Below are 23,217 nucleotides of genomic sequence, written 5' to 3'. Positions count from 1 at the left end.
TGTGCGGCGGGGGGGGGCCGCCGGCGGGTGTTACCCGCGGGCGGCCCGCAACTTATCGGCGAGGACGAGAACGTCGAGCCCCGGATCGTCGGAGGCGAGCGCGAGCAGCGAGGCGGCCGGCTCCCCCACCACCCGCAGCCCCTGCACCGCACCGATCCCCTCCGCGAGCACCCGTACCACTCGCTGCGCCCGGCGTGCGAGGTCCCGGTAGCCCGCGGTGCCGATCTGTTCGGAGACCGCCCAGGCCGCGGCGAGCGGGGCGGCCGGCTTGGTGCCCTGGAGGGCGTTGACCACCGGATACCCCGGCCATGAGGTGTACGCGAACCAGCCGTGCCGCCGCGGTTCCGCGTCCCGCAGCAGCACCGAGGCCCCCTTGGGGGTGTAGGCGTACTTGTGCAGGCCGAGGCGGAGGTGGCCGAGGTAGCAGCCGCCGATGCGGGCGTCGGCATGGCAGAGGACGCCGCGGCGGTCGGCTTCGGCGGCGATCTCCGCGATCGGGTCGAGCACCTCGTGCGCGCAGGACGGGGCGGAGACCACCGCGAGCGCGATCCGCTCACCGAGGGCGGCTGCCATGTCGCGGGCACGCACGGTGAGGGTGGCCGGGTCAAGGGGCCGGTGACGGTGCGCAGGCCGAAGAGGGCGGCGGCCTTGTGGAACGCGGGGTGCGCGGTGTCGGGGAGGACGAGTTCGGGGCGGGTGACACCGCGGGGGCGGCGGGCGTGCTCGCGGGCGGTGACCACGGCGAGCCGGCAGCTCTCGGTGCCGCCGCTGGTGAAGGTACCGGCCGTCGCCGAGGAGCCGGGCGGCCCGGCCGACCACCTCGTTCTCCAGCTCGACCACGCTGCGAAAGGCCGTCATATCAAGGCCGTTGACCCCGGCGAAGACCCGCCTGCGCCTCGGCGGCGAGCGCGTAGAGGCCGTCGTAGACATAGGCCATGGTGCGGCCGCCGGTGAGGGGAGGTCGCCGGCGCAAAGTGCGGCGAGGCGGGCCAGGAGGTTCGCGTCGGTCGGCATGGGGCGACGCCCGAGGAGGCCGCGGAACGGCACCAGGCCCGGAGCAGAACACTGTTCACGTTCTGCTCCGGGCCTGGTGCGGGGGTCGCCCGGTGAGGGTTCAGGCCTCGCGGCGCAGGCTCGGCTTCAGTTCGGACAGGCGGCCCAGCAGTCCGTTGACGAAGGCCGGGGACTCGTCCGTGGAGAACTCCTTGGCGAGCTGCACGGCCTCGTCCAGGACCACGGCGTCCGGCGTGCCGTCCACCCAGATCAGCTCGTAGGCGCCGAGCCGCAGGATGTTCCGGTCCACGACGGGCATCCGGTCCAGCGTCCAGCCGACGGCGTACTGCGCGAGCAGCTCGTCGATCCGGCCGGCCCGCTTCGCGTACCCCTCGACCAGGTCCATGGTGTACTCGCTCACCGGGGGCTGGCGGGGGTCGGACCGTGCGTGCCGGACCCAGTCCGCGAGGACGGTGAGGACGTCGGCACCGCGCTGGTCGCCCTCGAAGAGGATCTGGAAGGCGCGCTTTCGGGCCGTGTTACGGGCAGCCACGGTTAGCTGTTCACCCGGCCGAGGTAGTCGCTGGTGCGGGTGTCGACCTTGATCTTCTCGCCGGTGACGATGAAGAGCGGGACCTGGATCTGGTGGCCGGTCTCCAGGGTGGCCGGCTTGGTGCCGCCGGTGGAGCGGTCGCCCTGCACGCCCGGCTCGGTCTCCTGGACGGTCAGCTCGACGGCGGCCGGCAGCTCCACGTAGAGCACCTCGCCCTCGTGCTGCGCGACGACGGCCTCGAAGCCCTCGACCAGGAAGTTGGCCGCGTCACCGACGGCCTTGCGGTCGACATGGAGCTGGTCGTAGGTGTCCATGTCCATGAAGACGAAGTAGTCGCCGTCCATGTACGAGAACTGCATCCCGCGCTTGTCGACGGTGGCCGTCTCGACCTTGACGCCGGCGTTGAAGGTCTTGTCGACGACCTTGCCGGAGAGCACGTTCTTGAGCTTGGTGCGCACGAAGGCCGGGCCCTTACCGGGCTTGACGTGCTGGAACTCGACTACGGACCAGAGCTGGCCGCCTTCGAGCTTGAGCACAAGGCCGTTCTTGAGGTCGTTCGTGGAAGCCACGGTTCCGGAATCTCCTGGGCTGACGCTGGTGGACGACCCGGGGCGCCGCGCTCTAGAGAGCGAGCAGCTCCTTGGTCGTGATGGTGAGTAGCTCGGGTCCGCCGTCCGCCTCGGGGCGTACGACGAGCGTGTCATCGATCCGGACCCCGCCCCGGCCCGGGAGGTGGACTCCCGGCTCGACGGTGACCGGCACACAAGCGTCCAGTTTACCCATGGCCGACGGGGCCAGTTGCGGGTCCTCTCCGATTTCGAGCCCCACCCCGTGGCCGGTGCTCGCCGCCAGGCCCTCGGTGTAGCCCGCGGAGTCCAGCACCTGGCGGGCCGCGTGGTCCACCTCGCGGCAGGCCCGGCCCGGCACCAGCGCCTCCCGCCCGGCCCGCTGCGCGGCGAAGACCAGGTCGTACAGCTCGATCTGCCAGTCGGCGGGCGAGGTGCCGATGACGAAGGTGCGGCCGATCTCGCAGCGGTAGCCGTGGTAGGAGGCGCCGAGCCGGACCGAGAGGAAGTCGCCCTCCTCCACCCTGCGGTCGGTGGGGCGGTGCCCGGGGCGGCCGGAGTTCGGGCCGGTGCCCACGCTGGTGGGGAAGGCCCGGCCGTCGGCGCCGTGGTCGACCAGGCGGCGCTCCAGCTCCAGCGCGAGATGGCGTTCGGTACGGCCGACCAGGATCGACTCCAGCAGTTCCCCGAGGGCCTGGTCGGCGATCTCGGCGGCGATCCGGAGGGCGGAGATCTCCTCCTCGTCCTTGATCAGCCGCTGCTGCTCGACCGCGGAACCCAGATCGGCGAGGCGGGTCCTGGGTGCCACCGAGGCGACGGCGCGGTGCCGGGCGACGGTGAGGTGGTGCTCCTCCACCGCGAGCGAACCGGTACCGGCCTCCGCGACGGCCTCGGCCGCGGCGACCGCCGGGTCCCCGCCCGAAGCGGGCAGCGCCCGCACCCGGAGCTGGTCGTCGAGTCGGACCTCTCCGCCGTCCGCCCCGGGCTGCTCCACGCAGTAGAGGACGTCGGGGTGTTTGGAGCCGGTCGCCGCACCGGCCAGCAGCAGCACCGCGCCCTCGGGAGCGGTACCGGTGAGATAGCGGATGTTCGCCGGCCGGGAGACCAGTGCCGCCGCGGCGCCGGCCGCGGCACAGCGTTCCCTCAGCCGTTCCCTGCGGGCCGCGCACGCCTCAGACATGGGGCGAGCCTACGTTCGCCCGGCCCGGCCCGCCGTTCGGGAGCGTCCGGGCGGGGGCCGGCAGGTGTGAACGGGCGCCGACGGCTCAGGCGTTCACCACTGCGGGGGGCTGGCGATGGCGCGGGCCAGTACGTCGTCCAGGACGCGGGCGGTGTCCTCGATGCCGAGTTGGGAGTTGTCGATGATCGGCAGGCCGGAGCCGTACCAGCCGGCCATCCGGCCGTGGATGCTCGCCACCTCCTCGTCGCTGAGGCGGCGGTTGCCGCTGCGCTCCGCGTTGCGCTCCAGCACGACCTCCAGGCCGGGCAGCAGCACCACGGGCAGCAGCCCGGGGCCGACGTGCCGCTTCCAGCCGCCGAGGCCGACGACCGGGCGGTCCGGGAAGACGGCGTCGTCGAGGATGCAGGAGATGCCGTTGGCGAGGAAGTTGCGGGCGGCGAAACCGCAGGTGCGGCGGGCCAGCCGGTACTGCGCCTCGGAGTGGTCGTTCCACCCGGACTGCGGATCGGCGAAACCGGACCGCACCCACTCCCGTACGTCGTCGAGGCTGATGTGGGCGGTGGGGACGCGGCGGCGGTCCGCCCAGTGGCGGGCGACGCTGGTCTTGCCGGCGCCCGCGGGGCCGATCAGGAGCACCGCGAGTGTGGTGCCCGTCGGGTCGACGGCGCCCGCGGCGGGCGGCGGACTGGGCACGGCGACGGGCGCGCCGGGCGGCAGTTGCACATGGCCGGTGGTGTCCGGGGCCAGGGGTATCCGGGCCCGCTGCGGCGCGGGCGCATCGGCCGAGGGCGGCGGAGCGGAGGGATGCGGCCCGCTCTGCGGGTGCGGCGGCCGCGGGGCGCCCGGGTGCGAGGGCGGGCCGACGTGCGGGGGTGGGGGCTGGTGGGCGCCCGGCTGGGGGGCGGGGGCGGGCTGCTGGGGGGCCGGGTGGTGGCCGGGCTGCGCGGGGTGGCCGAAGCCGGCGCCGGGGTGCTGCGGCACGGCGGGCGGGGGCGGCCCCGGACGGTGCCCGGGGTGGGGGCCGGCAGGCGGAGGAGGCGGGGGGCCGCCCGCGGGGCGCGCCCGGTGCGGGGGCTGCGGCGGCTCGGATCCCACTGCGTGGTGCATCCGGTGGCACTCCGTCTCGTACTGGCGGGTGGCGGGGCGGCGGTGGCGCCGGGCCCGGCCGTGGAGAGGGGGCCGGGCTCCTTCGCTACCGAACGGTACCTTCCCCGGCCGCCGTTGTGTGAACGGCCGGGGGCGACCGGATGTGCCCGGGGAGTGCTACTCGGCCACCTCGCCGTAGGCGGCGAGGAGTACGGCCGGATCGGGGCCTTCCAGGACGGTGGGCTTGGCGAGGCCGTCCAGGACGATGAAGCGGAGGACGTTGCCGCGGGACTTCTTGTCCACCTTCATCGTCTCCAGCAGCTTGGGCCACTGGTCGTAGCGGTAGCTCAGCGGGAGGCCCACGGATTCCAGGACGGCGCGGTGCCGGTCGGCGGTCGCGTCGTCCAACCTGCCTGCGAGCCGGGCCAGTTCGGCCGCGTAGTGCATCCCGACGGAGACCGCGGCGCCGTGCCGCCACTGGTAGCGCTCGTTCTTCTCGATGGCGTGCGCCAGGGTGTGGCCGTAGTTGAGGATCTCGCGGCGGCCGGACTCCTTCAGGTCGCCGGAGACCACCTCGGCCTTGACGCGGATGGACCGCTCGATGAGTTCCGCGGTGTGCGGTCCGGCGGGGGTGCGAGCGGCGGACGGGTCGGCCTCGATGAGGTCGAGGATGACCGGGTCCACGATGAAGCCGGCCTTGATGATCTCGGCCAGCCCGGACACGTAGTCGTGCACCGGGAGGGAGTCCAGGGCGGCCAGGTCGCAGAGCACACCGGCGGGCGGGTGGAAGGCGCCCACCAGGTTCTTGCCCTCGGCGGTGTTGATGCCGGTCTTGCCACCGACGGCCGCGTCCACCATGGCCAGCACGGTGGTGGGTACGGCGATCCAGCGCACCCCGCGCAGCCAGCTCGCGGCGACGAACCCGGCCAGGTCGGTGGTGGCGCCCCCGCCCACGCCCACGATCACATCGGTGCGGGTGAAGCCGGACTGGCCGAGCGCCTTCCAGCAGTACGCGGCGACCTCCGCGGTCTTGGCCTCCTCCGCGTTGGGCACCTGGATGGCGACGGCCTCGTACCCCTGCTGGGCGAGGTCGTCGCGGAGGGCGTCGCCGGTGCCGGCCAGGGCCTCCGGGTGGATGACGGCCACGCGGCGGGCCCGGTCGCCGATCAACGTGCCGAGTTCGCCGAGGAGTTGGCGGCCGATGAGCACCTGGTAGGGGTCGGTGCCCGCGCTGCCGCCGATCTCGATGCGGATGGGTGCCTGCTGCGTCATGACTCCTCCTGGCGGCTGCCGCCGGCCCCGGCGCCGGGGCCGGTCTCCTTCAACTCCAGTGCGTCCAGGACGGCTTGGGCGACCTCTTCGGGGGTGCGGTGGTCGGTGTCGACCACCGCGCGCGCGACCTCGGTGTAGAGGTGGCGGCGGGCCTCCATCAACTCCCGCCACTGGCGCCGGGGGTTGACGGCGAGCAGCGGCCGGGCGGCGCCGAGCCCGGTGCGCCGGACCGCCTCCTCAAGTCCCATGGCGAGGTAGACCACCGGGTGCCCGGCGAGCAGCCCGCGGGTGTCCTCGTCGAGTACGGCGCCGCCGCCCAGGGCGAGGACTCCGGGGTGCGCGTCGAGCGCGGTGCGCACCGCGGCCTTCTCCAGGGCGCGGAAGTGCGGCTCGCCGTCGTCCACGAAAATGTCCGAGATGGGGCGGCCCTCGGCGGTCACGATGTCGTCGTCGGTGTCCCGGTAGCCGCAGCCGAGGCGGGCCGCGAGCAGCTCCCCCACGGTGGACTTGCCGACCCCCATCGGGCCGACCAGGACGATCACGGGGCCGGTCACCGGATCTGGAGGTTGTCGAGGTACGAGCGGACGTTGCGCGCGGTCTCCGGGACGCTGTCGCCGCCGAACTTCTCCACCACGGCGTCCGCGAGGACCAGCGCCACCATGGCCTCGGCGACGATCCCGGCGGCCGGTACGGCGCACACGTCGGAGCGCTGGTGGTGGGCCTGGGTGGCCTCGCCGGTGGCCACGTCCACGGTGGCCAGGGCCCGCGGCACGGTGGCGATCGGCTTCATCGCGGCCCGTACGCGCAGGAGTTCACCGGTGCTGAGGCCGCCCTCGGTGCCGCCGGAGCGGCCGCTGGCACGGCGGATGCCCTCGCCGGTGGCGAGGATCTCGTCATGCGCCTGGGAACCGGGGACCCGCGCCAGGCCGAAGCCGTCGCCGACCTCGACGCCCTTGATGGCCTGGATGCCCATCAGCGCGCCCGCGAGGCGTGCGTCGAGACGCCGGTCCCAGTGCACATGCGAGCCGAGTCCGACGGGCACCCCGTACGCCAGGACCTCGACCACGCCGCCGAGGGTGTCGCCGTCCTTGTGGGCCTGGTCGATCTCCGCGACCATCGCCTTCGAGGCGTCCGCGTCCAGGCAGCGCACCGGATCCTCGTCCAGCCGCCGCACATCCGAAGGCTTCGGGTAGACGCCGTAGGGGGCCTTCGCCGCCGCCAGTTCCACCACATGGGAGACGATCTCGACGCCGGCCGCTTCCTTGAGGAAGGACCGGGCGACCGCGCCGAGCGCCACCCGGGCCGCGGTCTCCCGCGCGGAGGCGCGCTCCAGGACGGGGCGGGCCTCGTCGAAGCCGTACTTCTGCATTCCGGCGAGGTCGGCGTGGCCGGGGCGGGGGCGGGTCAGGGGGGCGTTGCGGGCCAACTCGGCCAGTTCCGCCGGGTCTACCGGGTCGGCGGCCATGACCTGCTCCCACTTGGGCCACTCGGTGTTGCCGACCATGACGGCGACCGGGGAGCCGAGAGTGCGGCCGTGCCGTACGCCGCCGAGGAAGGTGACCTCGTCCCGCTCGAACTTCATCCGGGCACCGCGGCCGTACCCGAGCCGCCGCCTCGCCAGATGGTCGGCCACCATCTCCGTGGTGACCGGGACCCCGGCGGGCAGCCCCTCCAGGGTCGCCACCAGGGCGGGTCCGTGGGACTCCCCCGCGGTCAGCCAGCGCAACCTGCTCAACGGTGCTCCTCATTGGTCGTCATGCACGCGCCCGAATCGGCTACGGCGCGGCCGGGTGCGCGGCCCGGGCCCGCCTGCTTCGATCCTCCCACGTCCGGCGGGGCCGTCCGGCCGCCGGTCCATCTGGCGGACGTACGGCCCCGGCTCAGCGAGGGTCCGCTCAGCGGGCGGCGAGGGCGTGCTCGCCCGCGGCGCGCATCGCGGCCAGCGGCGCCGGGGCCAGCCCGGTCATCTGCTCGACCTGGAGCACCGCCTGGTGCACCAGCAGGTCGAGTCCGCTGACGACGGCGCCGCCGTACCCGGACCAGCGGGCCGCGAGGTCGGTGGGCCACGGGTCGTAGAGGACGTCGAAGAGGGTGGCGGGGCGTTCCGGGACGGCGGCGGCGAGGGCGTCGGTGGTGCCGGCCGGGGTGGTGGCGACGACCAGGGGCGCGGTGAGCGCGCGGGCCGCTTCGGACCAGGGGGCGGTGCGCACCTCGACGCCGAGGCGTTCGCCCCACTCGCGCATCTCGGCGGCCCGCCGGTCGCTGCGTACGTAGGCGGTGACCGCTCCGGTGCAGACACGGGAGAGGGCGGCGAGGGCGGAAGAGGCGGTGGCGCCGGCGCCGAGTACGGCGGCGGTCTCGACCTGTTCGACGCCGCGTTCGCGCAGCGCGGCGACCATGCCGGGGATGTCGGTGTTGTCGCCGGTGCGGCGGCCGTCGGCGGTGAAGACGACGGTGTTGACGGCTTCGACGGAGGCGGCGGTGGGGCTGACCGAGTCCAGCAGCGGGATCACCGCGCGCTTGAGCGGCATGGTGAGGGAGAGCCCGGCCCAGTCGCCGCCGAGCCGCCCGAGGAAGGCGGGCAGCGCCGCTTCGTCGACCTCGTGCCGCTCGTACGTCCAGTCCCCGAGGCCGAGTTCGGCGTAGGCGGCGCGGTGCAGTACCGGGGAGAGGGAGTGGGCGATCGGGGAGCCCAGTACGGCGGCCCGGCGGGCGTCAGGTGCCCGAGTGGTCATTGAACTTGTCCTTGAGCTTCTGGAACTCGGCGTACGTCTTGGCGAATTCGGTCTTGTTCATACCGTCGGTCGCCACGAAGTAGATCCAGCCGTCGCGGGTCGGCCTCAGCGCGGCACTGAGCGCCTCGTCCCCGGGATTGCTGATGGGCCCGGGCGGGAGCCCCTTCTGCGTGTAGGTGTTGTACGGGTCGTGATTGCTGTTGATCTCCGACTCGCTGATGTCGATACTGCTCTGGTTCTTCAGGTAGTTGAACGTCGAGTCGAATTGCAGCAGTTGGTTGGTCTCGGTGTTGCTCGGCTTGAGCCGGTTGTAGACCACCTCGGACATCTTGCGGAAGTCCTCGTGGGACTTGCCCTCGACCTGCACCAGGCTGGCCACGGTGAGCACCTGCCAGGGCCCGTCCAGACGGAGCTTCTTCGCCTGGGCGTCCAGGTCGAGGCTCTGGTAGCGGCTGGTGGCCCGGTTGACCATCGCCTTCAGTATGGTCTGCGGCTTCATGCCCTTGGCGACGGGATAGGCCGAGGGGTAGAGGAAGCCCTCCAGCGGGTCCTTCACGTTCTTGTGGCCCTTGGCCCAGCCGGGCAGCCCCAGGGAGCGCCACTCCTTCTTGGCGACGCCGGCCGTGGTGCCCTTCTTCAGATGGAGGCGCTGGTCGATCGCCGTGTACACCTGGGAGTTGCGCCTGCCTTCGGCGATCACCAGGTTGTTGTGGCTCTTGGGGTCCAGCATCAGCGCGACGGCGCTCTTCGCGGACATCTCCTTGTCCAGGGTGTAGACGCCCTCCTGGATGGACTGGCCCTTGGGGTTCTCCTGCTGGGCGTGGACGAAGGCGTCGACGCTCTTGACCACTCCGGCCTTCTTCAGCGCCTGCCCGATGTCGTAACCGCCGGAGCCCTTGGTGACGGTGACCTGGACCTGCTGGCCGCTGCCGTCGCCGGAGTAGTCCGGGGCCGGGCCGAATCGGTCCTGGTAGAACCCGTAGCCGAGATAGCCGGCCCCGGCGAGGCCGCCGCCGAAGACCAGGGCGACCACCAGGCAGGCGCAGCCGCTGCGGCGCTTGCGTTCCTTGCCGGGGCCGCCGCGGCCGCGGCGTTTTCGCCCGCCGGAGCCGTCCGGCTCGTCCTCGTCGAAGTCGTCGTCCCCGTCGTCGCCGCCCGCGAAGAAGGCCTGCTCACCCTGGTCGGGGCCCGGGTCCCAGTCGGTCTCCGGCACCGGGCGCCCGGTGCCGCGGCGGGCGGGCGGCTCCGGCGGCGGATAGGCCGCGGCGGAGCCGTACGGGTCGTCGTGGGGATGCTCGGCGGGGTGCGGGTTGCCGTAGGGGTCGGCAGGGTCGCCGGGGTAGCCGCCCTGGCGGTGGCCGCCGGTGTCCCAGTCGGCGCCCCGCCCGGCCGGCCCGTCGAACCGCCCGGCCGGATGGCTCCCGGTGTCATAGGCCCCGCCGGCATAACCGCCCGTGCCGTAACCACCTGTGCCGTAGCTGCCCGTGTCGTAACTGCCGTTGCCGTAGCTGCCCGTGTCGTAACTGCCGTTGCCGTAGCCGTCGTTGGCGTATCCACCGGTCCCGTGACTGCCGGTGTTGTACCCGCCGGTGCCGTATCCGCCGGTGTCGAACTGCCCGGAGTCGTAGGGGCCGGGGTGGTGGGGGTCGTAGGGGGAAGCGTTGTACTGCGGGGGGCCGCCGTAGGGGGGGCTCTGCTGAGGGCGGGGGGCGTGGCCGGGGGGTGGGGGGCCGCCGGTGAGCGGGTCTGCCGGGTACTGGCCGGGGGCGGGCTGAGCCTGGGGGGCGCCGGCGCCCCAGCCGTCGTAACCGGCGTAGGGGTCCTGCGGGGGGCCGGGCTGCTGCGGGCTCCCGTCGTAGTGACCGGTCGGGGCCTGCCGCCCCGACCACCCGAGATCTCCGTAGAGCGGATCCTCCGGATGCCACGGATCGGAGCGCTCGCCCCGGCCATAATCAGTCATCGATCCCCTAGATCCGCGAGGCGGTCACGGACCGCCCGGTTCGGGGCACCGCGTCCGCCGCCTGTGCTGTGCGGCGGCTGTTCGAACGCCGCCGCACCGCGCGGAACGTTACCGTACCGCGATCAGGACACCACCTCGACGCCCTCTCCGGGGGGACGGCCCGAGGCCCTTTCGGTCTCCAGAGCTGTCTGAAGGATCACCACCGCGGCCGCCTGATCGATGACAGAACGGCCCTTTCTGGACGTCACGCCCGAGGCGCGCAGCGACTGGCCGGCCGTGACTGTGGTCATCCTCTCGTCCACCAGCCGCACCGCGACCGGCGCGATCCGGCCGGCGAACTCCCGGGCGAAAGCCCGCACCTTGGCCGCGGCCGGACCCTCGCCGCCCTTCAGCGAACGCGGCAATCCGATGACGACCTCGACCGGCTCGTACTCCTCGACGAGCTGGACCAGGCGCCGGTGGGCGGCCGGGACATCGCGGCCGGGGACCGTTTCGACCGGGGTGGCGAGGATGCCGTCCGGGTCGCAGGAGGCGACGCCGATGCGGGCGTCGCCGACGTCCACCGCGAGCCGGCGGCCGCGCCGGAAGGCACCGGGACCCTCCTGACGCGGCTCCTCGGGTGTGCCCGGCATCAGGCCCGCTCGGCCACGAGGCGCTCCACCGCGGCGACGGCCTCGCCGACGGCGGCCGGATTCTGCCCGCCGCCCTGGGCGACGTCCGGCTTGCCGCCGCCACCGCCGCCGAGGGCCTTGGCCGCGGCGCGCACCAGGTCACCGGCCTTGAAGCCGCGCTCGCGGGCGGCCTCGTTGGTGGCGATCACGGTGAGCGGGCGGCCGCCGACCGTGCTGAAGAGGGCGACCACCGCGGGGCGGCCGCCGGTGATGCGGCCGCGGACGTCGAGGACCAGGCGGCGCAGGTCGTCGGCGGCGGTGCCGTCCGGGACCTGGCCGGTGACCAGGGCGGTGCCGTGCACATCGCGGGCGCCCTCGGCCAGCCCGGCGGCGGCCTGGAGCACCTTCTCGGCGCGGAACCGCTCGATCTCCTTCTCCGCGTCCTTCAGCTTGGTGATCATCCCCGAGATCTTCTCCGGCAGTTCCTCGGAGCGGCCCTTGACCAGCTCCTGGAGCTGGGCCACCACGGTGTGCTCCCGGGCCAGGAACCGGTAGGCGTCCACCCCGACCAGGGCCTCGATACGGCGGACGCCGGAGCCGATGGAGGACTCGCCGAGGAGCTTCACCAGGCCGAGTTGGGCGGTGTTGTGGACATGGGTGCCGCCGCACAGCTCCTTGGAGAAGTCGCCGATGGTGACGACGCGGACCCGCTCGCCGTACTTCTCGCCGAACTCGGCGATGGCGCCCTGCTTCTTCGCCTCGTCGATGCCCATCACCTCGGCCTGCACATCGAGATCGCGGGCGAGCACCTCGTTGATCTTCTGCTCGACGTCGGTCATCACGGTGGTGGGCACCGCGGCCGGGGAGCCGAAGTCGAAGCGGAAACGGCCGGGTTGGTTCTCCGAGCCGGCCTGGGCGGCGGTCGGGCCGAGGGCGTCCCGCAGCGCCTGGTGGGTGAGGTGGGTGGCGGAGTGGGCGCGGGCGATGGCACGGCGGCGGTGCACATCGATCGACGTCCACACCGGGGCCCCGACGGTGACCTCGCCGACCTGCACCACACCCTTGTGCACATGCACCCCGGGCACCGGCTTCTGCACATCGCGGACCTCGACCACGGCGCCGCTGTCCAGCCGGATACGGCCGGTGTCGGCGATCTGGCCGCCGCCCTCGGCGTAGAACGGGGTGCGGTCCAGGACGACCTCGACCTCGTCGCCTTCGGAGGCGGCGGGCGCGGAGATGCCGTTGACCAGCAGGCCGACGACGGTGGCCTCGCCCTCGTAGGCGGTGTACCCGGTGAAGTCGGTGGCGCCCGCGGCGTCGGCGATCTCGCGGTAGGCGCCGAGGTCGGCGTGGCCGGTCTTCTTGGCCTGGGCGTCGGCCTTGGCGCGTTCCCGCTGCTCCTTCATCAGGCGGCGGAAACCGGCCTCGTCCACGGAGAGGCCCTGCTCGGCGGCCATCTCCAGGGTGAGGTCGATGGGGAAGCCCCAGGTGTCGTGGAGCAGGAACGCCTTGTCGCCGGGGAGGACCGCTGAGCCGGTGGCCTTGGTCTCGGTGACGGCGGTGTCCAGGATGTTGGTGCCGGCCCTGAGCGTCTTGAGGAAGGCGGCCTCCTCGGCGAGGGCGACCGTCTCGATCCGGCTCCGCTCGCTCAGCAGCTCCGGGTACTGCTCGCCCATGCTGCGGATCACGGTGTCGACCAGCTCACCGACGACCGGGCCGGTGGCGCCGAGCAGGCGCATATTGCGGATGGCGCGGCGCATGATGCGGCGCAGCACATAGCCGCGGCCCTCGTTGCCCGGGGTGACGCCGTCGCCGATGAGCATCACCGAGGTGCGCATGTGGTCGGAGACGACCCGCAGGGAGACGTCGGAGGTGTGGGCCTCGCCGTAGCGGACGCCGGTGAGGGCGGTGGCCTTGTCGATCACGACCCGGGAGGTGTCGATCTCGTACATGTTCTGCACGCCCTGGAGGATCATCGCCAGGCGTTCCAGACCGAGGCCGGTGTCGATGTTCTGGCTCGGCAGGTCCCCGAGGATCTCGAAGTCCTCCTTGCCGATGCCCTGGCCGCGCTCGTACTGCATGAAGACCAGGTTCCAGATCTCCACGTACCGCTCGTCGTTGACGGCGGGGCCGCCCTCGGGGCCGAACCCGGGGCCGCGGTCGTAGTTGATCTCGGAGCAGGGGCCGCAGGGGCCCGGGACGCCCATGGACCAGAAGTTGTCCTTCTTGCCGAGGCGCTGGATGCGCTCCTTCGGGACGCCGACGACCTCGTGCCAGATCCGCTCGGCCTCGTCGTCGTCCAGGTAGACGGTGATCCAGAGCTTCTCCGGCTCCAGGCCGTAACCGCCCTTGTCCTGGGGGCTGGTGAGCAGCTCCCAGGCGTACTTGATCGCGCCTTCCTTGAAGTAGTCGCCGAAGGAGAAGTTCCCGCACATCTGGAAGAAGGTGCCGTGCCGGGTGGTCTTGCCGACCTCTTCGATGTCGGGGGTGCGCACGCACTTCTGCACGCTGGTGGCGCGCGGGGCGGGCGGCTTGACCTCGCCGAGGAAGTAGGGCTTGAACGGGACCATGCCGGCCGGGACGAGCAGCAGGGTCGGATCGTCCGCGATCAGCGACGCCGACGGCACGACCTTGTGCCCGCGCTCCTCGAAGAAGCGCAACCAGCGGCGGCGGATTTCAGCCGACTCCATCAGTGGTCCTCATTCCGGTTGTCCGTGTCGGTGGGGTGGAGGGCGGGCCCGGGGCGGACGGCGCCATCCGGGTACCGAGGCTGCTCCAGCGCGGCCCGGCCGCGGGGCGCGGGCAGGGCGGCGTCGACGGGGGCGTTCAGGCCGAGTACGTCGCCGAGTTCGGCTTCGCGCTGGACCATGCCCTCGCGGACGTCGAGCGCGAAGTCCTTGAGGCGGTGGCCGGTCTCGACCGCCTTGTTCGCCGCCTGCGCGGCGAGGCTCTCGGGGGTGAGGCGGCGGAGCTTCTGGTTGACCTTGGTGGTGGCCCACACGCCGGCTGCGGCGCCCGCGGTGAACCAGAACGTACGGCGGAACATCGCTGCGTCAGTCCTTCTTCCGCTTTCCCCGGCGGCGGGTGGGAACGGTGCGCCCCACGATCACGGTGCGCCGGGTGTCGGTGGGGCGGGTGTCGGCGCCATCGGGCGCGGGGCCCTTGCGCCCGATGGCGCGGCGCACCCCGTAGCCGAAGGCCGCGACCTTGACCAGGGGGCCGCCGAAGGTGGAGGCGACGGTGGAGGAGAGCGCCGAGGCGTTGGAGGTGACCTCCTGGACGTCGGTGGCGATCGCGTCGACGCGGTCGAGCTGGGTCTGCGCGGAGCGCACCGCGCTCCCGGCGTCCGCGAGCAGCGGCACCGCCTGGTCCGTCACATCCGAGACGAGTCTGGTGGTCGCCTTCAGCGTCTGGGCCAGCCTCGCCAGGGCCACGGCGAGGAAGGACACCAGGATCGCCCAGAAGACGGCCACCAGGATTCCGGCCAGCTCTCCACCGGTCACTGGGCACCGCTCCTTGTCTGTCCCCGGCTGTCGAAGTCCCCTCTCGGACCGGGCGGTGCCGCGCCGGAGCCGGGTCCGCGCCGCGGATGCCGCCCTCCGTACCGCATCGCCGTACCGCGAGAAAGGTCGTTCCCCGAGCCTATCGCGCCGGGCCGGGCGGTCCGTACCGGATTCCGGCGGGTGGGCCGGAGCGGGCGGCGGGGCCTCAAGGGGCGGCGGCGCAAGAGCAGTTGAACGGAACGCTTACGCATGAGTACGCTCTGTGCGCCATGCGACGCTCTCCGCGCCCCGGGCCCGCCCAGCCGGCCCCCTCCCCCTCTGTCCGCCGCCGGGGCAACCTCCCGGTGGAACTCGACGCCTTCATCGGCCGCCGCGGTGAACTCACCGCCGTGGCAGGGCACTTGAAGTCCGCCCGGCTGGTGACCGTGACCGGCCCCGGCGGTGTCGGCAAGTCCCGGCTCGCGATACGCGCCGCCGCCCGCACCCGGCCCCGCGACGGCGTCTGGCATATCGACCTGGCCGAGGTGCTCGACCCGGGCCTGGTGCCCTACGCCCTGGTCGAGGCGCTGGAGCTGACCGACTCGATGACGCGGGAGCCGCGCCCGGTGCTGCTGGAGCAACTGGCCGGGCGGCGGCTGCTGTTGGTGCTGGACGGCTTCGAGCATCTGGCCGCGGCCTGCGCCCCGCTGGTGGCGGAGCTGCTGCGGGCGGCCCCCGGACTGCGGGTACTGGCGGCGGGGCGGCGGCCGCTCGGGGTGGCCGGCGAGGTCCTGCTGCCAATGGCGCCGCTGCCCGCGGACGAGGCCGCCGAGTTACTCGCCCGGCGAGCCGCGGCGGCCGGCGCCGAGGTGGACCCGGCCGCGGACGAGGTGGCCGAGCTGTGCCGGCGGCTGGACGGGATGCCGCTCGCCGTGGAGCTGGCCGCGGGCAAGCTGGGCGCGCTCGCCCCCGAGCAGTTACTTGAGCGCCTGGACGAAGGTCTCGGGCTGCTGAGCGGAGGCGGCGGCGCCCTGCCCCGGCACCGCGCGGTGCGTACCGCGATCGGCTGGAGCCATGAGCTGTGCACCCCCGAGGAACGCCTCCTCTGGTCCCGCCTCTCCGTCTTCCGCGGCTCCTTCGACCTGGAGGCCGCGGAGTATGTGTGCGGCGGCGAGGGCCTGGCCGGCGAGCGGGTGCTGGAGGTATTGGAGTCGCTGCTGGCGCAGTCCGTGGTGCAGCGCGCGGAGCCGGAGCCGGGGGTGCCGGGCGCCCGGTACCGGATGCTGGGCGCGGTACGGGCGTACGGCGGGCGGTGGCTGGCGGCGGCCGGGGACGCGGAGCGGCTTGGGCACCGGCACCGGGACTGGTATCTGGGGTTCGCGGCGTGGAGCGAGCTGGAGTGGTTCTCGCCGCGGCAGGCCCGGGTGGCCGCGGCGACCGGTGCGGAGCTGCCCAATCTGCGGGCGGCGCTGGAGTGGTGCCTGAGCGAGCCGGGGCAGGAGCAGGTGGGTCAACTCCTCGCGGGCAGCCTGTGGTTCCACTGGGTGGGCTGCGGGCGACTGGCCGAGGGGCGGCACTGGCTGGAGCGCAGCGTGGCCGCCGACGCGGGTACCGGCCCCGCCTCCGACGCCCGGCTGAAGGCGCTGTGGGTGCTGGGTTATGTGGCGGTACTCCAGGGCGATCCGGCGGTGGCGCTGCGCGCGCTGCGGGAGTGCGGGAGCGAGGCGGAACGATCCGGCAACCGCCGCGCCGCCGCCTACGCGGTGCACCGCACGGGCTGCCTGGCGCTCGTCGGCGATGATCTGCCGGCCGCGGAACGCCTGCTGCGGGAGGCACTTGAGCGGTACCGGGCGGTCGGCGAACTCAACAGCAACGTACTGATGGGCCAGGTCGAACTGGCGCTGGCGGTCGCCTTCCAGGGGGATCTGGCGGGCGCCGCGGACCTGTGCCGGGAGGTGCGGGAGGCGTGCGAGGACCACGGGGAGCGGTGGGCGCTGGCGTACGCGCTCTTCGTCCTGGGCTATGCGGCGTGGGCGGAGGGTGCGACGGGCCGGGCGCGGCAACTGCTGTCGGAGTGCCTGGCCATCAGCCACTCCTTCCACGATCTGCTGGGCACGGTGCTCGCCGTCGAGCTGCTGGCGCTGCTCGCGGTGGCCGACGGCGGCGCCGAGGGCGCCGAGGAGGCGGCGGTACTCCAGGGTGCGGCCGCCTCGATCTGGCCCCGGGTCGGGCTGCCGCTCTTCGGCTCCCGCACCTTCGGCGCCCCGCACCAGCGCTGCGAGACCCTGGCCAGACGCGCCCTCGGCGACGCCCGCTACACCGAGGGCGTACGGGCCGGGCGGCTGCTGGACACCCGGGCCGCGGTGGAGCGGGCGCTGGGCGGCGGGGCGCCGCGGGCCGGTGCGGCACCGGCCGCCTGCCCTCCCCCGCGACAGGCCCCGGACGTGCGAAAGCCCGCCGCCTCCCCCGCTGCGAGCGGGGAGGCGACGGGCTGACGTGCGGTCCCGGTCCGGGACCCGCGCTCACCGGGAGCGCCGTGCCCGCCGGGGCGGGCGCGGCGGATCAGCGGGCGTAGTACTCGACGACGAGCTGCTCGTCGCAGATGACCGGAACTTCCTTGCGCTGCGGGTCGCGGTCCAGGCGGAACGCCAGGGCCTTCAGGTTGACCTGGAGGTAGCGCGGGGTCTCACCCTCGGGGGCGAAGCCGCCCTCGCGGGCGACCTGGAAGAGGGCCTTCTCGCGGGAGCGCTCGCGGACCATCACCACGTCGTCGGGGCGGACGCGGAAGGACGGCTTGTCGACCTTCTTGCCGTTGACCTCGATGTGGCCGTGCACCACCATCTGGCGGGCCTGGTAGATGGTGCGGGCGATGCCGGAGCGGAGCACCAGCGCGTCGAGGCGCCGCTCCAGCTCGATGACCAGGGCCTCACCGGTCTTGCCCTGCGTCTTGGCGGCACGCTCGTAGGCGCGCACCAGCTGGCGCTCGCTCACGTCGTACTGCGCGCGCAGGCGCTGCTTCTCCAGGAGACGGACCTTGTAGTCCGAGTTCTGCTTGCGGCCGCGGCCGTGCTCGCCCGGCGGGTAGGGGCGGGCCTCGAAGTACTTGACGGCCTTCGGGGTCAGCGCGATGCCGAGGGCACGCGACTTCTTGACCTTGGGACGGGACTGGTTCGGCACGAACCAACCTCTCTACTCTGTGAATTCGGCTCACCAGGGTTAGGGGAGGTCGCATCCGCAGTCGGGGAAACCCGCCGGGCCGTCGTGGACGGTCCGGGGGCAGCCGCTCCCCTGGTCTGGGCACATACGTGCAGCACGCGAGTGGCCCACCGACCGTCCGCCTGGGCGTGGGTGGTGGGCTGCCCGCGACACCGTTCGCCGGTGCGCGACGCTCCTGGAACCCCGTACCCGGGGGCTGGGGTTCCGGCTGCCTGTCCCGTTCTGGTGGTGCCGACCGGAGCCGGACACGGGACGCAGCGCTTGGCCGAGTCTACTAGACGTCGGACGGTGGCTTTCCCTCGCCCCCGAGGCGCTCCCGGACCCGCTCGACCACGTCGGCGTAGCGGGCCTCGGCGCCGTAGCGGGTGGGCTCGTAGTAGCGGCGGCCGGCCAGGGCGTCCGGGGCGTACTGCTGGGCGGCGATCCCGCCGGGCACATCGTGCGGGTAGACATAGCCCTGGGCGTGGCCCAGTTTCTCCGCGCCCTTGTAGTGCCCGTCCCGCAGATGCGGCGGGACGGGGCCGGCGAGCCCCTTGCGTACGTCGGTGAGGGCGGCGGTGATGGCGGTGGTGGCCGCGTTGGACTTGGGGGCGAGGGCGAGGGCGATGGTGGCGTGGCTGAGGGTGAGCGCGGCCTCCGGGAAACCGATCATCGCGACGGCCTGGGCGGCGGCCACCGCGGTGGGCAGGGCCGTCGGGTCGGCGAGGCCGATGTCCTCGCTGGCGGAGATCATCAGCCGGCGGGCGATGAACCGCGGGTCCTCCCCCGCCTCGATCATCCGCGCCAGATAGTGCAGGGCGGCGTCCACGTCGGAGCCGCGGATGGACTTGATGAGGGCGCTGGCCACGTCGTAGTGCTGGTCGCCGTCGCGGTCGTACTTCACCGCGGCGCGGTCGACGGAGTCCTCCAGCGTCGCCAGGGTCACCGTGGACTCGCCCTTGGCGAGGGCGGATCCGGCACCGGCCTCCAGGGCGGTGAGGGCGCGGCGGGCGTCGCCGCCGGCGATCCGCACCAGATGCGCCTCGGCGTCCTCGGCGAGCGTGACCGCCCCGGCCAGCCCCCGCTCCGCCGCCAGCGCCCGCCGCAGCAGGCCCCGTACATCGTCCTCGGTGAGCGGCTCCAGGGTGAGGAGCAGGGAGCGGGAGAGCAGCGGGGAGATCACCGAGAAGTACGGGTTCTCCGTGGTGGCGGCGACGAGGGTGACCCAGCGGTTCTCCACGGCGGGCAGCAGGGAGTCCTGCTGGGCCTTGCTGAAGCGGTGGATCTCGTCCAGGAAGAGAACGGTCTCCTTGCCGAAGCCGCCGATGGCGCGGCGGGCGCCGTCGATGACACCGCGTACCTCCTTGACCCCGGCGGTGATCGCGGACAGCTCCACGAAGCGCTTGTCGGTGGCCCTGGACACCACATGGGCGAGGGTGGTCTTGCCGGTGCCCGGTGGCCCCCAGAGGATCACCGACGACGGGCCGGCGGGGCCTCCCTCCGCCTCCCCGACCAGCCGGCGCAGCGGTGACCCCGGCTTCAGCAGATGCTGCTGGCCGACGACCTCGTCCAGGGTGCGCGGCCGCATCCGGACGGCGAGGGGGCTGCCGGACGGGTCCTTCTCCTGCCGCTCCTCGGCGGCCGCGGTGAACAGATCGGGCTCCACGTTTCGAAACCCTATGCCACGGGTCCGACAGTCCTGTCCGGGCCGGACCCGGGCGGACCCGGAATCAGCCGGTCCAGAAGTCCCACCAGCGGGTCAGGATCATCATGCCGATGATCCCGGTGTGCATCACCGGCAGGACCCAGGTGAACTCCCCGAAGAAGCCCCGCAGCCAACTCGGCGCCGGCAGCAGCCCGTTGCGTACGTTGAACGAGGTGACGTACCAGAACATCAGCAGGGTGGCGAACCAGGCCAGGCTGCACCAGAGGCAGAGGGCGCCGATGCGGTACAGCGACTGGAACTGGAGCCAGGTGCAGAAAGCGACACCGAAGAGGCAGCCGAAGTTGAAGGTGAGCCAGTACCAGCGGGGGAAGCGGGCGCGGGCCACCAGGCTCATGCCGACGCAGACGACGATCGCGTAGGCGGCCAGGCCGAGCATCGGGTTGGGGAAGCCGAAGACCTCCGCCTGCTTGCTCTCCATGATGCTGCCGCAGGACACCACCGGGTTGAGGCTGCACCCGGGGGTGAAGGTGGTGCCGGCGGCCTTGGCCTTGAGGATCTCCAGCTTGTCGACGGTGATGACCCAGGCGGCGAGGACACCGGCGGCTCCGGTGAGCACCAGCAGCACTCCGAGGGCGCGGCTGCCACCGAAGGTGCGGGGTGCGCCGTCCGGTCCCGACTGCGCGGAGGTCTCGTCGCTGGCCGTCATCGTGTCGCTCATCACGCCGTTTCCGTCACTGGAGAGGTGGGGGTGCGCCGGGTGGGGCGGCAGTCATTCTGCCGTACGGGGCCGGGTGCGCACCGTTCGTTCCGGATAAGCGCGAGCTGTGCGTCCCGGCCCCGTACGCGGGCTCAGCCGAGCCTGCGGCGCACCTCGTCCACCACCGCGTCCAGCGGCACCGGCTGCTGCTCGCCGGAGTCCATGTCCTTCAACTGCGCGACGCCTTCGGCGAGATCGCGTTCACCGGCGACCAGTGCCCAGCGGGCGCCGGAGCGGTTGGCGGCCTTCATGGCGCCCTTGAGGCCGCGGCCGCCGAAGGCGAAGTCGGTGGCGATCCCGGCCCGGCGCAGCTCGGTGACCTTGGCGAACAGCACCCGCCGGGCCTCCTCGCCGAGCGGTACCGCGAAGACGCTGGTGGCGCCCGGGAGGTCGAGGGTGACGCCCTCCGCCTCCAGCGCCAGCACCGTGCGGTCCACGCCGAGGGCCCAGCCGACGGACGGCAGCGCGGGGCCGCCGATCATCTCGGAGAGCCCGTCGTAGCGCCCGCCGCCGCCGACCGCGGACTGCGAGCCGAGGCCGTCGTGCACGAACTCGAAGGTGGTGCGGGTGTAGTAGTCGAGGCCGCGTACCAGCTTGGGGTCGTCCTCGTAGGCGACGCCCGCCTCCGTGATCAGTTCGCGCACCTGCTCGTGGTAGGCCTTGCAGGCGTCGCAGAGGTAGTCCCGCAGCAGCGGGGCGCCGGTCAACTGCCCCTGGACCTCGGCCCGTTTGTCGTCGAGGACGCGCAGCGGGTTGATCTCGATGCGGCGGCGGGTGTCCTCGTCCAGGTCGAGTCCGCGCAGGAAGTCCTGGAGCGCGGCGCGGTACACCGGGCGGCATTCGCGGTCGCCCAGCGAGTTCAGCAGGATGCGGAAGTCCCGCAGGCCGAGGGAGCGGTACGCCTGGTCGGCGAGGATGATCAGCTCGGCGTCGAGCGCCGGGTCCTCCGCGCCGATCGCCTCCGCGCCGACCTGCGAGAAGTGGCGGTAGCGGCCCTTCTGCGGGCGCTCGTAGCGGTAGTAGGAGCCGGAGTACCAGAGCTTGACGGGGAGGTTGCCCGCCTTGTGCAGGTTGGCCTCCAGGGCGGCGCGTAGTACGGAGGCGGTGCCCTCGGGGCGCAGGGCGAGCCGGTCGCCGCCCTTGGTCTCGAAGGCGTACATCTCCTTGCTGACGATGTCGGTGGACTCGCCGACACCGCGGGAGAACAGCTCGACGTTCTCAAAGCCGGGCGTCTCGATGTAGCCGTAGCCGGAGCCGCGCAGCGGGGCGGCGATGGCCTCGCGGACGGCGAGGTAGACCGCGCTGTCCGGGGGCAGCAGGTCGTAGGTGCCCTTGGGGGCCTTGAAGGTGCTCACGGAAGGTCTCGTCACATTCCTCGTCGGGGAGCCGGCGCACCGGCTTCCTGGCCGGCCGCCACCTGCCGCAGATACGGGTTGGCGGCGCGCTCCTGGCCGATGGTCGTCTGGGGGCCGTGCCCGGACAGCACCACGGTGGAGTCGTCGAGCGGCAGGCACACCCGGGCCAGGGATTCAAGGATCGCGTCATGGCTGCCGCCGGGCAGGTCGGTACGTCCGATGGAGCCGGCGAACAGCAGGTCGCCCGAGAAGAGGACCTGCGGTACGTCCGCGGCCTCGGGCATCCGGAAGGTCACCGACCCCTTGGTATGGCCGGGGGCGTGGGCGACGGTGAAGTCGAGCCCGGCGAGCCGGAGCCGGGCGCCGTCGGTCAGCTCGTGCAGGTCGTCCGGCTCGCCCACGGTCAGCTCGCCCATGAGCTGCTGCCCGATGACGGTGCCGAGCGCCTTCTCCGGGTCGCTCAGCATGTACCGGTCCTCGGGGTGGACCCAGGCGGGCACGTCGTACGCCCCGCAGACGGGGACGACGGAGGCGACGTGGTCGAGGTGCCCGTGGGTGAGGATGACGGCGACCGGCTTGAGCCGGTGCTTCCGCAGGGTGTCCTCGACTCCCTGGGCGGCGCGGTGGCCGGGATCGATGATGACGCACTCCTCGCCGGCGGCGGGGGCGACCAGATAGCAGTTGGTCCCCCAGGCCCCGGCGGGAAACCCGGCAATGAGCACGATCGTCCTTCACTTCGTCGGTGCTTCGCGGCCGCGGCACCCGGCCGCCGTGTCACCCGGCCGGCCCGCGGCACCCAAGACCTTACCGGCGGTGCCGTTCCCACAGCCAACCCATATACGGTACGGGGCACACGCAGGGGCCCAGGCCTGCGCGCCGGTCCTTTCCGGCCGGCCAAGCCCGAACCGATCCGAGACGTACGAGGAGAGACCCCGTGGTCAGCCAGGAACAGCGGCGGCGGCAGCTCGCCCGGGAGAAGTTCTTGCGGCAGCAGCAGCGGCGGGAGTCCGCGCGGCGCCGGTCCAGGAACCGCAACGTGGTGATCGCGGCGGCACTCGCCGTGGTCGTGGTGGGCAGTGCGGGGGCGTATGCCGCCGGGGCCTTCGAAGGCGGTTCGAAGAAGGACGACGCGGCTGCCTCCAAGCCGAGCGCGGTGCCCAGCAGCAAGGCGCCGGACCCGTGCGGAAAACCGGCACCGGGCAAGGTGAAGCAGCAGAAGTTCAAGAAGGAGCCGGCGTTCTCGGTCGACAAGTCGGCCGGCTACACCATGGCGCTGGACACCACCTGCGGCGCCATCGACATCAAGCTGGACACGGCCGCGGCCCCGCACACCGTGAACTCCTTCGACTTCCTCGCCGGGAAGCACTTCTTCGACCACACCAAGTGCCACCGGATGACCACCGCCGGCATCTACGTCCTGCAGTGCGGCGACCCCCAGGGCACCGGCGCCGGCGGGCCCGGCTACACCATCCCGGACGAGAACCTCAAGGACAAGCGGCTGAAGGGCAACGTGTACCCGGCGGGCACGGTCGCCATGGCGAACCAGTACAACCCGCAGACCAAGCAGGGCAAGAACTCCGGCGGCAGCCAGTTCTTCCTGGTCTACCAGGACAGCCAACTCCCGCCGTACTACACGCCGTTCGGCACCGTGTCGAAGGGCGGTATGAAGGTGCTGAAGAAGATCGCCAAGGCCGGGGAGAACAGCGGCCAGGGCGACGGGGCGCCGAACGCCACCGTGGTCATCGACAAGGCGGCGGTGCGCAAGTCCTGACAGCGGCGTTCCGGCACCGTGCGGCAGTGCCGTAC

21 protein-coding genes are annotated in these 23,217 nt (G+C 72.8%); 2 read left to right on the top strand and 19 right to left on the bottom strand.

Going from position 1 to position 23,217, the window contains the following annotated elements:
* Positions 1-30: 30 nt before the first annotated feature.
* The 14 genes from ACFVST_RS27410 to ACFVST_RS27345 form a co-directional block, all read right to left on the bottom strand.
* Positions 31-588 (bottom strand): hypothetical protein, encoded by a 558-nt coding sequence (locus ACFVST_RS27410; RefSeq protein WP_390156277.1) that lies wholly within the window; start codon positions 586-588, stop codon positions 31-33.
* 526 nt (positions 589-1,114) lie between these two features.
* Positions 1,115-1,546 carry a transcription antitermination factor NusB gene (gene nusB, locus ACFVST_RS27405; RefSeq protein ID WP_390156276.1) on the bottom strand — a complete coding sequence of 144 codons (432 nt, stop codon included), beginning with the start codon at positions 1,544-1,546 and terminating at the stop codon, positions 1,115-1,117.
* Between the two features lie 2 nt (positions 1,547-1,548).
* Positions 1,549-2,115: an elongation factor P gene (efp, locus tag ACFVST_RS27400; protein ID WP_390156275.1), complete on the bottom strand. Its 567-nt coding sequence runs from the start codon at positions 2,113-2,115 to the stop codon at positions 1,549-1,551.
* 52 nt (positions 2,116-2,167) lie between these two features.
* Positions 2,168-3,292, bottom strand: coding sequence for a M24 family metallopeptidase (locus ACFVST_RS27395; protein WP_390156274.1), 1,125 nt, complete (start codon positions 3,290-3,292; stop codon positions 2,168-2,170).
* A 93-nt stretch (positions 3,293-3,385) separates the two neighbouring features.
* Positions 3,386-4,399 carry an AAA family ATPase gene (locus tag ACFVST_RS27390; protein ID WP_390156273.1) on the bottom strand — a complete coding sequence of 338 codons (1,014 nt, stop codon included), beginning with the start codon at positions 4,397-4,399 and terminating at the stop codon, positions 3,386-3,388.
* Between the two features lie 156 nt (positions 4,400-4,555).
* The gene (aroB, locus tag ACFVST_RS27385) at positions 4,556-5,650 is read right to left on the bottom strand and encodes a 3-dehydroquinate synthase (RefSeq protein WP_390156272.1); all 1,095 of its coding nucleotides are present in this window, start codon (positions 5,648-5,650) and stop codon (positions 4,556-4,558) included.
* Positions 5,647-6,171 (bottom strand): shikimate kinase, encoded by a 525-nt coding sequence (locus ACFVST_RS27380; protein ID WP_390156278.1) that lies wholly within the window; start codon positions 6,169-6,171, stop codon positions 5,647-5,649. Before ACFVST_RS27380 ends, aroB begins: the two co-directional genes overlap by 4 nt.
* Before the next feature lie 29 nt (positions 6,172-6,200).
* Positions 6,201-7,385: a chorismate synthase gene (gene aroC / locus ACFVST_RS27375; RefSeq protein ID WP_390156271.1), complete on the bottom strand. Its 1,185-nt coding sequence runs from the start codon at positions 7,383-7,385 to the stop codon at positions 6,201-6,203.
* 160 nt (positions 7,386-7,545) lie between these two features.
* Positions 7,546-8,385: a shikimate dehydrogenase gene (locus ACFVST_RS27370; RefSeq protein WP_390156270.1), complete on the bottom strand. Its 840-nt coding sequence runs from the start codon at positions 8,383-8,385 to the stop codon at positions 7,546-7,548.
* The gene (mltG, locus tag ACFVST_RS27365) at positions 8,366-10,345 is read right to left on the bottom strand and encodes an endolytic transglycosylase MltG (RefSeq protein ID WP_390156269.1); all 1,980 of its coding nucleotides are present in this window, start codon (positions 10,343-10,345) and stop codon (positions 8,366-8,368) included. The genes ACFVST_RS27370 and mltG overlap by 20 nt, the downstream gene beginning before the upstream one ends.
* 122 nt (positions 10,346-10,467) lie before the next feature.
* Positions 10,468-10,977: a Holliday junction resolvase RuvX gene (ruvX, locus tag ACFVST_RS27360; RefSeq protein WP_390156268.1), complete on the bottom strand. Its 510-nt coding sequence runs from the start codon at positions 10,975-10,977 to the stop codon at positions 10,468-10,470.
* A complete protein-coding gene (alaS, locus tag ACFVST_RS27355; protein WP_390156267.1) occupies positions 10,977-13,646 on the bottom strand; it encodes an alanine--tRNA ligase in 2,670 nt (889 codons plus the stop codon). The genes ruvX and alaS overlap by 1 nt, the downstream gene beginning before the upstream one ends.
* Complete coding sequence (locus ACFVST_RS27350; RefSeq protein WP_390156266.1) at positions 13,646-14,002, bottom strand: hypothetical protein; 357 nt, start codon at positions 14,000-14,002, stop codon at positions 13,646-13,648. Before ACFVST_RS27350 ends, alaS begins: the two co-directional genes overlap by 1 nt.
* 7 nt (positions 14,003-14,009) lie before the next feature.
* The gene (locus ACFVST_RS27345; RefSeq protein WP_390156265.1) at positions 14,010-14,459 is read right to left on the bottom strand and encodes a DUF948 domain-containing protein; all 450 of its coding nucleotides are present in this window, start codon (positions 14,457-14,459) and stop codon (positions 14,010-14,012) included.
* 269 nt (positions 14,460-14,728) lie between these two features.
* Between ACFVST_RS27345 and ACFVST_RS27340 the strand changes: the two genes are divergently transcribed.
* Positions 14,729-16,933, top strand: a complete 2,205-nt coding sequence (locus ACFVST_RS27340) for an ATP-binding protein (protein WP_390156264.1) — start codon at positions 14,729-14,731, stop codon at positions 16,931-16,933.
* Between the two features lie 67 nt (positions 16,934-17,000).
* Here the strand turns inward: ACFVST_RS27340 and rpsD are convergent, their stop codons facing one another.
* The 5 genes from rpsD to ACFVST_RS27315 form a co-directional block, all read right to left on the bottom strand.
* Complete coding sequence (gene rpsD / locus ACFVST_RS27335) at positions 17,001-17,615, bottom strand: 30S ribosomal protein S4 (protein WP_390156263.1); 615 nt, start codon at positions 17,613-17,615, stop codon at positions 17,001-17,003.
* A 313-nt stretch (positions 17,616-17,928) separates the two neighbouring features.
* Positions 17,929-19,299 carry a replication-associated recombination protein A gene (locus ACFVST_RS27330; RefSeq protein ID WP_390156262.1) on the bottom strand — a complete coding sequence of 457 codons (1,371 nt, stop codon included), beginning with the start codon at positions 19,297-19,299 and terminating at the stop codon, positions 17,929-17,931.
* A 64-nt stretch (positions 19,300-19,363) separates the two neighbouring features.
* On the bottom strand, positions 19,364-20,017 hold the full coding sequence (locus ACFVST_RS27325) for a vitamin K epoxide reductase family protein (protein ID WP_390156261.1): 654 nt from the start codon (positions 20,015-20,017) through the stop codon (positions 19,364-19,366).
* Positions 20,018-20,148: 131 nt separating this feature from the next.
* On the bottom strand, positions 20,149-21,411 hold the full coding sequence (gene hisS / locus ACFVST_RS27320) for a histidine--tRNA ligase (protein ID WP_390156260.1): 1,263 nt from the start codon (positions 21,409-21,411) through the stop codon (positions 20,149-20,151).
* An 11-nt stretch (positions 21,412-21,422) separates the two neighbouring features.
* Entirely contained in the window at positions 21,423-22,133 is a 711-nt protein-coding gene (locus ACFVST_RS27315) for an MBL fold metallo-hydrolase (protein ID WP_390156259.1), read from the bottom strand.
* A gap of 212 nt (positions 22,134-22,345) precedes the next feature.
* Between ACFVST_RS27315 and ACFVST_RS27310 the strand changes: the two genes are divergently transcribed.
* A complete protein-coding gene (locus ACFVST_RS27310; RefSeq protein ID WP_390156258.1) occupies positions 22,346-23,182 on the top strand; it encodes a peptidylprolyl isomerase in 837 nt (278 codons plus the stop codon).
* Positions 23,183-23,217 lie beyond the last annotated feature (35 nt).

This window comes from Streptomyces sp. NPDC058045 (genome assembly GCF_042885635.1).
GTDB lineage: Bacteria > Actinomycetota > Actinomycetes > Streptomycetales > Streptomycetaceae > Streptomyces.
Note: the sequence above shows the minus strand (reverse complement) of the source record. Positions and strands in the feature narration are given on the sequence as shown.

Coding starts and splice junctions, on each gene's coding strand:
- ACFVST_RS27395 (WP_390156274.1), bottom strand. CDS start 3,292: ATGTCTGAGGCGTGCGCGGCCCGCAGGGAACGGCTGAGGGAACGCTGT.
- ACFVST_RS27390 (WP_390156273.1), bottom strand. CDS start 4,399: ATGCACCACGCAGTGGGATCCGAGCCGCCGCAGCCCCCGCACCGGGCG.
- aroB (WP_390156272.1), bottom strand. CDS start 5,650: ATGACGCAGCAGGCACCCATCCGCATCGAGATCGGCGGCAGCGCGGGC.
- ACFVST_RS27380 (WP_390156278.1), bottom strand. CDS start 6,171: ATGGGGGTCGGCAAGTCCACCGTGGGGGAGCTGCTCGCGGCCCGCCTC.
- ACFVST_RS27370 (WP_390156270.1), bottom strand. CDS start 8,385: ATGACCACTCGGGCACCTGACGCCCGCCGGGCCGCCGTACTGGGCTCC.
- mltG (WP_390156269.1), bottom strand. CDS start 10,345: ATGACTGATTATGGCCGGGGCGAGCGCTCCGATCCGTGGCATCCGGAG.
- ruvX (WP_390156268.1), bottom strand. CDS start 10,977: ATGCCGGGCACACCCGAGGAGCCGCGTCAGGAGGGTCCCGGTGCCTTC.
- alaS (WP_390156267.1), bottom strand. CDS start 13,646: ATGGAGTCGGCTGAAATCCGCCGCCGCTGGTTGCGCTTCTTCGAGGAG.
- ACFVST_RS27350 (WP_390156266.1), bottom strand. CDS start 14,002: ATGTTCCGCCGTACGTTCTGGTTCACCGCGGGCGCCGCAGCCGGCGTG.
- ACFVST_RS27340 (WP_390156264.1), top strand. CDS start 14,729: ATGCGACGCTCTCCGCGCCCCGGGCCCGCCCAGCCGGCCCCCTCCCCC.
- ACFVST_RS27325 (WP_390156261.1), bottom strand. CDS start 20,017: ATGAGCGACACGATGACGGCCAGCGACGAGACCTCCGCGCAGTCGGGA.